Source organism: Streptomyces sp. GESEQ-4, assembly GCF_017948455.1.
GTDB lineage: Bacteria > Actinomycetota > Actinomycetes > Streptomycetales > Streptomycetaceae > Streptomyces.
Genome location: NZ_JAFFSU010000001.1, coordinates 494,091 through 506,300, shown reverse-complemented (window position 1 = coordinate 506,300; position 12,210 = coordinate 494,091). Strand labels below are relative to the sequence as shown.

Sequence of the window (12,210 nt, the reverse complement as noted above, 5' to 3'; positions counted from 1 at the left end):
AGCGCGACTCCCTGTTCCGTACGTCTCTCCCCGACCCCCTAGGGGTGCTCTCCGGGAGGAACCAGGGCTTGCGCCTCATTCCCGGGCAGACCTCGCTCTTCTACGCTCCGTGGTAACAGAGGGGGATTCCATGAAGGCTGTGATCCAGGACCGGTACTGCTCGGCGGACGAGTTGGAGTTCAGGGAGGTCGACCGGCCGGTACCGAAGGCCGACCAGGTGCTCGTGCGGGTGCGGGCGGCGTCCGTCAACGCCAAGGACTGGCACATGATGCACGGCGACCCGAAGCTGATGCGCATCTCCATGGGGCTGCGCGCACCCAAGCTGAAGATCCGCGGCAATGACTTCGCGGGCCGGGTCGAGGCCGTCGGCAGCGAGGTGAAGGGGCTGCATCCGGGCGACGAGGTGTTCGGCGAGACCGACGGGACGTTCGCCGAGTACGCGTGCGCCCGCGCCGCGGCCGTGGCCCCGAAACCGTCCGGCCTCACCTTCGAGCAGGCCGCCGCGATACCCGTGGCGGGGTGCACCGCGCTCATGGGCCTGCGTGATGTGGCCCGGGTGCGGTCCGGACAGACGATCCTGATCAACGGCGCGTCCGGCGGCGTCGGCACGTTCGCGGTGCAGCTCGCGAAGGTGTACGGCCTGGACGTCACCGCGGTGTGCCGGACCCGCAACGTGGACATAGTCCGCTCGCTCGGCGCGGACCATGTCGTCGACTACAGCCAGGAGGACTTCACCCGGAGCGGACGCCGGTACGACGTGGTGCTCGACCTGGTCGGCAACAAGTCGCTGAGCGAGTTCCGGAGCGTACTGACCCCGGCCGGCACGCTGGTGCTGTCCGGCGGCGGGACCTACGACGGTGGCACCTTCTTCGGGCCGATGAGCCTCTTCTTTCAGGGGCGGGCGGTCGGCAGGTTCGTATCGCACCGCGTGGTCGAGATCTCGGCGGTGGTGACCACGGAGTATCTGACCGTCCTGGGCGAGCTGGCCGAGTCCGGAAAGGTGGTCCCGGTCATCGACCGCACGTATCCGTTCGCCGAGATACCGGAGGCGATCCGGTACCTGGAGGTGGAGCACGCGCGCGCGAAGGTCGTCATCACGGTGTGAGGGGTGCTACCCCTCCTTGGCCTTGGCGTATTCCTGTGCCATGCCTCCCGCGAAGTCGTACGCGATGACCGGTTCGTCGCCCACGACCCAGGCATCGTGTCCCGGCGGGCACACAAAGACGTCGCCGGGTCCGACCTCGCTCTCGGCACCGTCGTCCATGCGGATGCGCAAACGGCCTTCGACGACATAGCCGTTGTGGTGGATCTGGCAGCTTTCGGTCCCGGCGATCGGCGCTATGGACTCCGACCAGCGCCAGCCGGGCTCGAAGGTCGCCACCGCGAAGTCGAGTCCGGTCATGTGAACGGTTTCCAGATGGCCTCGGGGGAAGTCCCTCCGCTCGTCCGGCTTGTCGAGCGTCTTGATCTCGAGCATGACGCTCCTCCTTTCCGGCCGCGCACTGCGGCCGGGGCAGGTCTCCGTCTCCGGGCGGCCACGAACGGCACCGGCGGTGACCGTGCCCCATGCGTCCATCGTCCTCCCGGACGACCAAGACCACCACGTCAGCCGGCGCCGCCGCACAGCCGCGCGAAGCGCTCGGCGTCGATGTTGCCGCCGGAGATGATCACGCCGACCCGGCGCGGAAGTTCGCCCGCTCGACCGTTGAGCAGGGCGGCCAGCGGCGTGGCGCCGCTGGGCTCCACGACGATCTTCAGCCGCTCGAAGGCGAACCTCATCGCGTCCCTGATCTCTTCGTCGCCGACCAGCGCGATCTCGTCGACCAGCCGTCGGTTCACGGAGAACGTGAGCTCTCCGGGGGTGTGCAGGGCCTGTCCGTCGGCGATGGTGCGGGGCACGGGGATCTCGATGCGCCGGCCCGCCTCCAGCGACCTCTTGGTGTCGTCCCCGGCCTCCGGCTCTACGCCGATCATCCGGACCCCCGGGTACAGGCCCTTGGCGACCGTGGCACTGCCGGCCATGAGCCCGCCCCCGCCGACCGGCGTGACGAGCGCGTCCAACTCCCCCGCTTCTTCGAGCAGTTCCAGGGCTGCGGTGCCCTGCCCGGCGATGACATGCGGATGCTCGTACGGCGGGATGAGCGCGAGGCCCCGCTCGGCGGCCAGGGCCTCACCGAGGGCGGTGCGGTCGCCGGTGTAGCGGTCGTACGTCACGATCTCGGCGCCGTATCCGGCGGTGGCGGCCATCTTGGAGCGCGGGGCGTCCTCCGGCATGAGGATCACGGCGGTGGTGCCGAGTTCACGGGCGGCAAGGGCGACGGCCTGGGCGTGGTTGCCGGAGGAGTAGGCGGCGATGCCCCGGGCCAGCTGCTCCGGTGTCAGCCGGGAGGCCGCGTTGTAGGCGCCGCGGAACTTGAAGGCGCCCACACGCTGGAAGTTCTCGCACTTGAGGAACACCTCGGCGCCGACAAGTGCGTCCAGCGTCCGTGAACGCAGCACCGGGGTGCGGTGCGCGACGCCCTTGAGCCGGGCGGCGGCGTCACGGACGTCATCGAGGGTGACCGGCGGGGTCGTGGTCGTCACGCGTGTCCTCCATCGGCGTCGGGATGGCCTCGGGCCCGATTCACACCTCTAGACTAACAGTCCAGAACCTGTACTGACAGTCCAGGTTCCCGACACCCACCGGCGAAGCCCTCAGTACCCGACGTGGAACGTGGCGTCCTGCCGCTCCGTGGCGGTCGAGACGGGGTCGATCCGCAGGGCGTAGTCGGCGTGCCTGATGTACCGGGTCGGGTTGTTGTACGAACGGAACGACGACCAGGAGGAGTCGGCGAGCCCCGCGGTCCGGTAGAAGGTGGCGTCGGCGGCGAACGTGGACGTGCCGTCGTTCTCGTCCAGCCTCAGGTTGTAGCTGTAGTGGCGCAGATAGCGGGCCGGGTAGTTGACCGACTGGAAGGAGACTCCCGCCGAGTCGGCGAGGCCCGGCACGAGCTTCCACTGCGAGTCGGGATACGGGTCGAAGGGGTATGCGTCGATCCGGCCCACGTAGCCGCTGTGCCGGACGTAACGGTCCGGATAGTTGTACGACTTCAGCCGGTTCCAGGCCGGGGCGCCCCAGGCGGACACCAGATTGCCGTACTGGGCCGAGGTGATCGACTGTATGCCGCAGTGCTTGGAGTTGAGCGGCTGCGCGTAGAGGCGCTGGTCGAGCGCGCTCCAGGTGCCGGCCGCGAGGTTCGTGGTCTGCCAGGCGTAGAAGACGCCGTTCGGCGTGTAGGTGTCACCCCAGAGGTACCAGGTGTTCGAGGTCAGGGACTTCACGACGGTCGGGGCCTCGGTGCCGCCGTGCGCGGCGGGCGTACTGAAGACCGTGAAGCTGCCCGGGTTCAGCGAGGTGGATCTCGCGCCGACGAGGGTCTGGTCCCGCTTGAAGTACAGGTAGTTGACGCCGTTCACGCCCACGGTCAGGTTGCCGTCGATGACGTCGTAACCGGGGTCGAAGAAGACCTGCGGGTTCTCGGTCGTCCGGAAGTCGGTGGTGTAGCTCACCATGATCACGTTGTGTCCGCTGCTGTTCACCGACGAGTAGAGGATCCCGTACCGGCCGCGCCCGGCGTCCCAGAAGGCCTCCGGTGCCCAGCTGTGCGTGTTCGTCATGTCGTGCAGCTTCAGCAGCCGGTAGCCGGTGAAGGTGCGCAGGTCGGCCGAGTCCCAGACGTGGATGTACACGCTGTTGCGGGACCAGTCGGTGCCCTTCAGATCCGTCGCCAGCACGACGAAGGTGCCGTCCTGCTTGCGCAGGACGAACGGGTCCCGCAGCCCGCCCGCGCCCGCCGTCGGCATGACCACGGGCTTGTTCTGGTTCAGCGGCATCCACCGCAGCCCGTCGGTGCTGACGGCCAGATGCAGGCCGTAGTCGGCCTCCAGCATGGTCGTGGACTCGGTGAAGTAGCACATGACATACGCCGAGTCGGCCGCGTGGGCCGATCCCGCCCCGAGGGCCAGCGAGCCGGTCACGGCCAGCGGCACGGTGGCGGCCATACCGAGCACCTGACGGCGTGAGGGGCGGGGGCCGGACTGGGCACTGCTGCTCATCTACCCTCCAAGAGGTCATCGACTTCCGATATTTCGAACACAGTTCGGTGAATCGATCAGAAGGTAGAGGGGTGGTGACAGGGGGTCAATCGTTCTGTCAGGCCTACCTGCTCCCGGCTGTCCGGCTACCCGAGCGCGTCCGCTCCTCCCTCCAGCCACACTCGCAGGTGGGAGGGGCGCTCGGCATCCATGTGCACGGTGTTCACGGCTACGGCGGTGCGGCGGGCGGCGGCTTCCGGTTCGCCGGTGTTGGTGTTGACGTCGAAGCGGGGGAAGTTGCTGGAGGAGACGTCGAGCCGGATGCGGTGGCCTGCGGCGAAGCGGTTCGCCGTGTCGGGGGCGGTGACCTCGATCTCGTAGACCTTGCCGGGAATGAGCAACTCCGGGCTCTCGTAGGAGCGGTGGAAGCGGCAGCGGACGATGCCGTCGGTGAGATTCATGGCGAAGCCGTGCGGGTAGTCGGCGTTGGGCGGGTGGACGTCGATCAGCTTGATGGTGAAGTCGGTGTCCGGGGCCGTGGTCGAGATGTGGAGCCTTGCCGACACCGGTCCGGCCAGCACCACGTCCCGCTCCAGTGGCGGGGTGCTCAGGCTGATCACGTCCGGGCGGGAATCCAGCGGCAGGTACGGCTCGCGCGCCCCGTACACCCGGGCGTCCGGGGCGTTCTGGTCGTAGGCCCCGCCCGTCATCACCGGTTCTCCCGAGGTGACTTGGCCTCCCATGGTGGGGACGGGGCGGCGCGGGTCGAAGTCGTACGTCACCGATGCGGCGGCCACGGTGGGCGGGGTGACGTCGAGGGCGCCGTCCGCGGTGAGGTACAGGTCAACAGGCGCCGTCGCCGCCGGCGGCCACCGGGTGTCGGTGCGCCACTCCCCGCCGTGCCGCATCCGCCCGGCCGCGTCCCACCGCCCGTCACCGCCGCCCATCAGGAAGTACTGGACCGCCGGGAGGTCTGAGTCGCTCGCCCGGCCCAGCGCCCGGTCGAACCAGCGGCGGCGGAACTCCAGGTACGACGGGGCGAGGTTGCCGTCCAGGGTCGCCCGTGGACCGAAGTCCACGTCTCCGGCGTACGTCTCGCAGTGGTGTCCGTGCGTCCAGGGGCCCATGACCAGGTAGGAGGGTGCCGACTTCAGCTCCCGCAGGGCGGTGAAGTTCTCGATGGTGGAGCGGACGTAGGGGTCGTACCAGCTGCCCATGTGCAGGCTCGGCGCGTCCGGGAAGCGGTCGTAGAAGCCTCGCCCGTAGATCGCCGGGTTGCGGTAGTAGTCCCCGAAGCTGTCCTGGCGCCACTGCTCCAGCAGGAAGTCCTCGTACGCCGACAGGTGCCGCAGCGGCGTGCAGCCGGGTCGCCACGGCATCGCGGCGAACCAGCCCGTCGCGTCCACCCGCAGCAGTTGCTCGGCCAGCACCGGATCCGCCGCCGCCTCCGGGCTGTGCACCGCATGCCGCAACGCCCAGGTCACCTGCTTCAGCTCGAAGGCGCCACCCATCCGCATCCCCGCGTCGTACGCGCAGGAGAAGCCGCCCGAGTCCTGGAACATGGCGGCCAGCCCGGTCGCCCCTTCGGCGGCCGCTGCTGCCTGGACGTGGGCGGAGTAGGACACCCCCGTCATCACGACCCTGCCGTCGCACCACGGCTGGTTCCTGAGCCAGGCGATCGTGTCCGCGCCGTCCGGGCCCTCGCCGAGGTACTTCACGAACGTGCCCTCGGAGTCGCCCCGGCCCCGGCAGTCCTGCCGTACGACGTGGTAGCGGGCTTCGGTGAAGTGGCGGGCGATGTCCTCGGGCTGCGGGACGGGCGCGTCGCTGCGGTCCTGGTCCGAACCGCGCTGCGCGCGCCGGCCGTACGGGGTGCGCTCGAGGAGCACGGGAAGCGCGGTCGTCTCCGGTTCGGGTGAGGCGGAGTACAGGTCGGCGGCGAGCCGGATGCCGTCCCGCATGGGGATGCGCAGGGTGCGGCGCCACAGGGCGCCGCCCTGGAGGGGTTCGGGCCGGCACGTGGGAGAGGTGTCGTACGAGGTCACTCCCGTGACGCTAAGCAATGGCCCAGGACATGGCGATCACTTGACGTCATCAGGTCAACTGTTCCGCCGGACGGTGACGGGACCGGACACGGGACCTACTGTGCAGCGCAACCCGGGAACGCCCCGCAGGCCATCGCGGCGGATCGTGAGCGTGTGCGGCTCCGGGGCCCGTTTCACATCGCTCGCGGCTCAGCCGCGCCATGCCCTCGTTTCCCGGTCCTCTCCCCTCCCCGTCTTCTTCCCAGTCCTCACAGGAGGCCGCCATGAGCACACCTGACAGCCGCGCCGAGGAGGTGCAGGCCACCGAGCCCGGCGAGGGGGGCCGTGGCTCCCGGTTCCTCGACCTGGTCGAGCGGGCGGGAAACGCGCTGCCCCATCCGTTCTGGCTGTTCTGGATCCTGTGCGGGATCGTCGCCTGCGTCAGCTGGGCGCTGCACGCCTCCGGCCTGCAGGTCGAGGACCCGTCCTCGGGCGACCTGGTCGGCGTACGCAGCGCCCTGTCGGCGGACGCCGTACGGGACCTGATCACCGGCGCCGAGGAGTCCTTCGTGACCTTCGGCCCGCTCGGCACCGTGCTGATGGTGATGCTGGGTGTCGCGGTCGCCGAGCGTTCGGGGCTCTTCGAAGCGCTGGCGCGCCGCATGCTGTCAGGCCTGTCCCCGCGCACAGTCGTCCTGGGCGTGGCTCTGGGCGGGGTGCTGGGGAAGTTCCTGTCCGACTCGGCGTACGTGGTCCTCATCCCGCTCGGGGCGGTGGCCTTCCGGGCCGTGGGCCGCTCCCCCATGCTCGGCATGATCGTCGCGTTCGTGTCCATCAACGCCGCGGGCGACGCCAACCCGCTGATCGCCCCCGGTGACGCGCTGTTCGCCTCCGTGGCCACCGAGGCCGCGCAGCTCGTCGACAAGGACGTGGTGGTCCGCGCGACGGACAACATGTACTTCACCACCGTCTCGGCGTTCGTGCTGGCCGGCACCATCGCCCTGGTCGTGGACAAGATCCTCGCCAAGCGCGAGCACCACCTGATCCCCGACGCCGACTTGGAGGCGGCAGCGGCGCAGCAGGTGGTCGCCGCCGGCGTCGACGACGCCACCGAGCTGCGGGCCCTGAAGCTGACCGGCCTTGCCGTGCTCGGCTACGCCGCGCTGATCGTGCTCGCGATGCTCCCCGCCTCCTCCCCGCTCCGCGGCGAGGGCGGCGCGATCGTGGAGTCCACCTTCATGAACGCCATCGCCGTCTTCCTCACCGTCTTCTTCCTGCTGATCGGCGCCGTGTACGGGCGGTTCACCGGGCGGATCCGCGGGAGCCGCGCGATACCGGAGTTCATGGCGGACGGCGTGCGGTCCATCGCACCGCTGCTGGTGCTCTTCTTCGCGGTGTCGCAGTTCCTCGCCCTGTTCAAGTGGACCAACATCGCCACAGTCGTCGCGGTCGAAGGAGCGGACTTCCTACGGGAGTTGGGCGCGCCCACACTCGCGCTGTTCTCCCTGCTGATCGTCGCGGTCGCGCTGATGAACCTCCTCATCACCTCCGGCTCCGCTCTGTGGACTCTGGTCGCCCCCGCACTCGTACCGATGCTGATGCTGCTCGGCACCAGCCCCGCCACCACCATGGCGCTCTACCGCATCGCCGACTCCTGCACGAACTCCATCACGCCGATGAGCACGTCGTTCATGCTCTGTGTCGGCTACCTGCAGACCCTGCGCCGCAAGGCCGGCATCGGCACCCTGGTCTCCTTCACCCTGCCCCTCGCCATGATCATGCTGGCGGTCTGGGTGCTGCTGTTCTTCGCCTGGTATCTGCTGGGCATCCCGCTCGGACCGGGCGCGCCCGTACGGTGAACCCGGCCGTACGCTGACGGCGTGAGCATCGTCCTCGACCTCGGAGGGCTCGGCCCCGCGGACCTCGCGGCCGGGCCCTCCGCGCTGTCGGAACTGATGGCGAGCCTGCATGTGCTCGCCGAACCCGAACACCACCCGGAGGCCGCCGGGTGGGCGGCCCGCGCCACCGCGGCGGACCCCGAACTACGCGACGAGCTCTCCGTGTTCGCCCCGCTGTGGGCCCGCTTCCGCTGCCGCCTGTTCTTCCCCCGTACGGTGCCGCTCGCGGCCGGCCTGGACGAGGAGCTGGCGGCGATCGGGGAGCTGTCGGCCGAGGACTTCCTCGAGTTGGTGGCGCCCGGAGTCCTCGGCACCAGCGCGCAGTCCGTCCCGCCGGCCCGCGAGCTCCGCGCCGGCACCACCGCCGCGGAGGACTACGCCCGCCGCTGCCTGCGCCGCTCCTACGCCCGCGGTGAGCTGGCGCGACAGCTGGTCGCGGCACCGCTGGAGCTGCGGGACCGGCTGCTGGCGGTGCTGCGGGCCGCCGACACCGCGTTCTTCGCCGAGGACTGGCGCACCCTGCGGCCGGCCCTGGAGGAGCACGCGCGGGAGGTACGTCGCCGACTGGCAGCCCGTTCGCCCGCGGAGGTGCTCACCGAACTGCTGCCGACCGCGGCCCGGGTCGGGCCGGGAGAACGGATCCGGCTGGACAAGCTGCAGATCGACGAGGTGAAGGTGGCCCCGCGCCCCCTCGTCCTCGTCCCGTCCGCCCGGGTGTGGCCGCATCTGACGGTCAAGAACGAGCACCCGTCGTGCGTGGTGGTGCAGTACGCGGCGCGCGGCACCGCCCCGGCCGGACAGCTGACCCTGCGCGACCTGCACCACCGCCTGATGGCCCTGACCTCGCCCGCCCGCATGGAACTCTGCCGCCACCTCCTGGGCGAGCCCATCACCACCTCAGAACTCGCCGCCCGCCTCGGCTCCAGCGAACCCCAGGTCTCCCGCGCCCTGCGCACCCTGCGCGACGCGGGCCTGCTGCGCTCCACCCGAGACGGCAAGCTGGTACGGCATCGGCTCGCCACGGACGTCATCCAGCGACTGGGCCACGACGTCCTCGCAACCGTGGCCCGGTGAACCGACAGGGAAGCTCAGCGTGCAGCCGGAGGCGAACGAGCCATGGACAGGGTTTGAACTGTCCGCTGTCCAGCCTCGACGCGCGGAACTGGCCGCCATGCAGAGTCGTGCGAGCACCGATGGGGCGGCCTCGTCCGATGAGTTCCGGGGCCCGGTGGGGTCTACCCCTGGACGAGCGAAAGCCGCACGCGAGTTCTGTGAGGGGACCATGACCACCCACGCACTACCACCCGTCGTCGACGCCGCAACCTGGGAGCGCCAACTCGAGGCGCTGCGAGCTCGGGAGAAGGCCGCGACGCGGGAGCTTGACGCCATCGCCGCCGAGCGTCGTCGCCTGCCGATGGTCGAGATGCCCGACTACACCCTGGAGGGCGAGGACGGCCCCGTTCGGCTGGCAGACGTCTTCGAAGGCAAGAGGCAACTGATCGTCTACAACCACATGTGGTTCGCCGGCAAGGAATGGCAGTGCCCGGGCTGCACGGGGTTCACCTCGCAGTACACCCGCCTGGAGTTCCTGGACAACTACGATGCGCGATTCGTCATCGTCACCCAGGGCCCGATCAAAGAGGCACTCGCCTACAAGCAGCGCGTCGGCAACCGGATGACGTGGTACTCGACTGCCAACAGCTCCTTCGGGGCCGACGTCGGCGCACCGCCCGACGCAGGATTCGCGGTCAACGTGTTCCTGCGCGACGGCGACACCGTCTATCGCACCTGGCACACCGACGGCCGTGGCACCGAACAGCTCAGTCACACCTTCCCGCTGATCGACGTCCTGCCCTACGGACGGCAGGAGGAATGGCAGGACTCGCCCGAGGGCTGGCCTCAGTCGCCCACCTACAGCCGGTGGGCGACCTCCAAAGACATCGCCGCGCTCTACGGCCCGGGCTCCGGCGGCGGCTGAACGACCTGCATCACGGCCGGTGAGCGGGTGACCTCGGTGATGCTGCCGGTGCGCGCCGGGTTGACCACCGCTCGGGGTCTCTTCACGCATCAGGTTTGGCGGACCGTTTCCGCACCGGCGCCGAACCACTCGCGCCACACAACACCGCGTCCGCGCCGGTCAGGTCCCCAGCCGTCGAATTCGCAGCTCAGCGCACCCTGCCCCGCGGCTTCAACGGCAGCGGCGGCAGTTCCGGGGCCGGCAGCGGATCACCGTCGTAGCCCTTCACGTCGCCGAAGCGGGAGCCGGTCATCCAGTCCTGGCGGGCCTGTTCGATGTCGGCCTGGGTGCGGCCGATGAAGTTCCACCACATGATCAGCTCCTCCTCGAACGGCTCGCCGCCGAGAAGCATCAACCCCGCGTCCGACGTGGCGCGCAGCGGCAGTTCGGTGCGGCCGCAGCCGAGGTAGAGCATCGAGCCGGGCAGGACCGGCACCCCGTCCACCCGGGCCTCGCCGGACATGGACAGCACGGCGTATTCGAAGTCCGGTTCCAGCGGCAGGCGTACGTCCGCGCCGCCGGCGAGGGCCAGGTCGGCGCCGACGATCGGGGTGTACGTCGTGCCGGGCGAGGCGGCGCCGTCGAGTTCGCCGAGGATCATCGTGGCCCTGAGGCCGGGCGCCGTGACGACGGGCAGCTCGTCGTGGTGCTCGAAGCGCGGGTCGGTGTGGCGGTGGCCGTCGGGGAGGGCGACCCACAGCTGGGCGCCGTGCAGGAGGCGGGCGTGCGAGCGCGGGCTCTCCTCGGAGTGGCTGATCGCCCGGCCCGAGGTCATCAGGCCCAGTTCGCGCGGACGGATGGTCTGCAGGCTGCCCGTCGAGTCGCGGTGCAGCACCTCGCCCTCGTGCAGCCAGCTCACCGTCTGCAGTCCCATGTGCGGGTGCGGCGGGACCTGCATGCCGGACTCGTCGGCGATGTCGTCGGGGCCGTAATGATCGACGAAGCACCAGGCGCCGACCATACGGCGGCCCAGGTTGGGCAGGAGACGGCGAACCTCGGTGGACTCGCCGAGCTTGACGTGGCGAGGGCTGAGAAGTTCCCGCACGGGCTCCGGCACGACGAAGCCGCGGCCGCCGCACAGAGCGGGAACCGCCTCGCGATCAAGATTGCTCATGGCGCCCAACCTAGACCCGTGGGAGTCCTCTCGTCAGTCCAACGCAGGCCAGGCCCATCCGAAAATAGTAGCCATGGATATAGTAGCCATGTAATCTATTCGCATGAGCATGGCTTCCGCGGGCGCGACGCCCGGTTTTCTGGTCTGGCGGCTGTCCACCAAGTGGCGGGTCGCGGTCGACCGTGCGGTGACCCCGCTGGGACTGACCCACGCGCAGTACGCGCTGGTGGCCTCGCTGTACGGCATGCAGCGCGACGGCGAGCGCCCCAGCCAGCGGCGCCTCGCGGACCACACCGGTCTCGAACCGCTGTATGTCTCCAAGCTGGCGCGAACCCTAGAAACGGCCGGCCTGCTCGAACGCACCCGTGATCCCCGCGACCCGCGCGCGGTGCAACTGGCCCTGACCGAGCAGGGCCGTGAGCGGACCCGGGAGGCGATCAAGGTCGTCCACGGCCTGCTGCAGCAGCTGTTGGAGCCCCTCGGCGGCCTCGACAGCCCGCGCACCCAGGAGTTCAGCCGCGATCTGGCCACCCTGCTCGACGCACCTCTTGATCCGTTCGCCATGGACCGTGAGTCCGACAAGGAGCAGTCATGACCACCACCACTCCCCCGGTCGACCCCCGCGTCATAGCCCTGGCCCACTACGCCGGCCGCGCGCTTCTCGAGCAGGCACTGGCCCGCCACGGCGCCACGTTCCAGCAGTCCGTCACCCTGCGGGCCGCCGCCACCGCCGACGGACCGATCGAGCGGGAGCGTCTCGTCGACAGCGTCGTCGGCGCGCTGAAGATCGACGCCACGGACTCGCACTCCGTGGTCGACGAACTGCTCGCGGCCAACCTGCTGGCTCCTCAGGGGCCGTCCCAGCTGCGGATCACGGATGGCGGACGGGGGCTGCTGGACAGGACTTCGGCCGAGACCGCCCCCATCACCGCCCGGATCTACGCCGGTATCCCGGCCGAGGAACTGGCCATCGCCGGGCGGGTACTGACCCTCATCACCGAGCGGGCCGACGCCGAGCTCGCCGCCATGGCCCGCTGACTCAGTAGTGGAATATTCAACCACCGTGCTCCGTTGACGGCGTCG

Annotated in this window: 11 protein-coding genes; 6 read left to right on the top strand and 5 right to left on the bottom strand. The window is 69.9% G+C overall.

Translation table 11 applies throughout. The annotated features are described in order from the left end of the window. The first annotated feature begins 130 nt into the window (after positions 1-130). A complete protein-coding gene (locus tag KCH48_RS02230; protein WP_210569824.1) occupies positions 131-1,105 on the top strand; it encodes an NAD(P)-dependent alcohol dehydrogenase in 975 nt (324 codons plus the stop codon). 6 nt (positions 1,106-1,111) lie between these two features. On the opposite strand, the gene KCH48_RS02225 is transcribed toward KCH48_RS02230, so the two are convergent. The 4 genes from KCH48_RS02225 to KCH48_RS02210 all read right to left on the bottom strand — a co-directional run bounded on the left by KCH48_RS02225 (position 1,112) and on the right by KCH48_RS02210 (position 6,119). After that, on the bottom strand, positions 1,112-1,477 hold the full coding sequence (locus tag KCH48_RS02225; protein WP_210569821.1) for a cupin domain-containing protein: 366 nt from the start codon (positions 1,475-1,477) through the stop codon (positions 1,112-1,114). 128 nt (positions 1,478-1,605) lie between these two features. Beyond that, entirely contained in the window at positions 1,606-2,583 is a 978-nt protein-coding gene (locus KCH48_RS02220) for a threo-3-hydroxy-L-aspartate ammonia-lyase (protein WP_210569819.1), read from the bottom strand. Between the two features lie 111 nt (positions 2,584-2,694). Further along, positions 2,695-4,095 (bottom strand): glycoside hydrolase family 43 protein, encoded by a 1,401-nt coding sequence (locus KCH48_RS02215; RefSeq protein WP_210569818.1) that lies wholly within the window; start codon positions 4,093-4,095, stop codon positions 2,695-2,697. 125 nt (positions 4,096-4,220) lie between these two features. Next, positions 4,221-6,119, bottom strand: a complete 1,899-nt coding sequence (locus KCH48_RS02210) for a CocE/NonD family hydrolase (RefSeq protein WP_210569816.1) — start codon at positions 6,117-6,119, stop codon at positions 4,221-4,223. Positions 6,120-6,382: 263 nt separating this feature from the next. Between KCH48_RS02210 and KCH48_RS02205 the strand changes: the two genes are divergently transcribed. The 3 genes from KCH48_RS02205 to KCH48_RS02195 all read left to right on the top strand — a co-directional run bounded on the left by KCH48_RS02205 (position 6,383) and on the right by KCH48_RS02195 (position 9,974). Next, positions 6,383-7,957 carry an AbgT family transporter gene (locus KCH48_RS02205; RefSeq protein WP_246884689.1) on the top strand — a complete coding sequence of 525 codons (1,575 nt, stop codon included), beginning with the start codon at positions 6,383-6,385 and terminating at the stop codon, positions 7,955-7,957. Between the two features lie 21 nt (positions 7,958-7,978). Further along, positions 7,979-9,070, top strand: coding sequence for a DUF5937 family protein (locus KCH48_RS41930; RefSeq protein WP_210569814.1), 1,092 nt, complete (start codon positions 7,979-7,981; stop codon positions 9,068-9,070). Positions 9,071-9,278: 208 nt separating this feature from the next. Beyond that, a complete protein-coding gene (locus KCH48_RS02195; RefSeq protein ID WP_210569812.1) occupies positions 9,279-9,974 on the top strand; it encodes a DUF899 family protein in 696 nt (231 codons plus the stop codon). A 187-nt stretch (positions 9,975-10,161) separates the two neighbouring features. Here the strand turns inward: KCH48_RS02195 and KCH48_RS02190 are convergent, their stop codons facing one another. Beyond that, positions 10,162-11,127, bottom strand: a complete 966-nt coding sequence (locus tag KCH48_RS02190; protein ID WP_210569810.1) for a pirin family protein — start codon at positions 11,125-11,127, stop codon at positions 10,162-10,164. A 103-nt stretch (positions 11,128-11,230) separates the two neighbouring features. Between KCH48_RS02190 and KCH48_RS02185 the strand changes: the two genes are divergently transcribed. Together KCH48_RS02185 and KCH48_RS02180 are read left to right on the top strand one after the other, a co-directional pair. Next, the gene (locus KCH48_RS02185) at positions 11,231-11,722 is read left to right on the top strand and encodes a MarR family winged helix-turn-helix transcriptional regulator (RefSeq protein ID WP_210569808.1); all 492 of its coding nucleotides are present in this window, start codon (positions 11,231-11,233) and stop codon (positions 11,720-11,722) included. Further along, complete coding sequence (locus KCH48_RS02180; RefSeq protein ID WP_210569806.1) at positions 11,719-12,165, top strand: winged helix DNA-binding protein; 447 nt, start codon at positions 11,719-11,721, stop codon at positions 12,163-12,165. Before KCH48_RS02185 ends, KCH48_RS02180 begins: the two co-directional genes overlap by 4 nt. Positions 12,166-12,210: the final 45 nt, after the last annotated feature.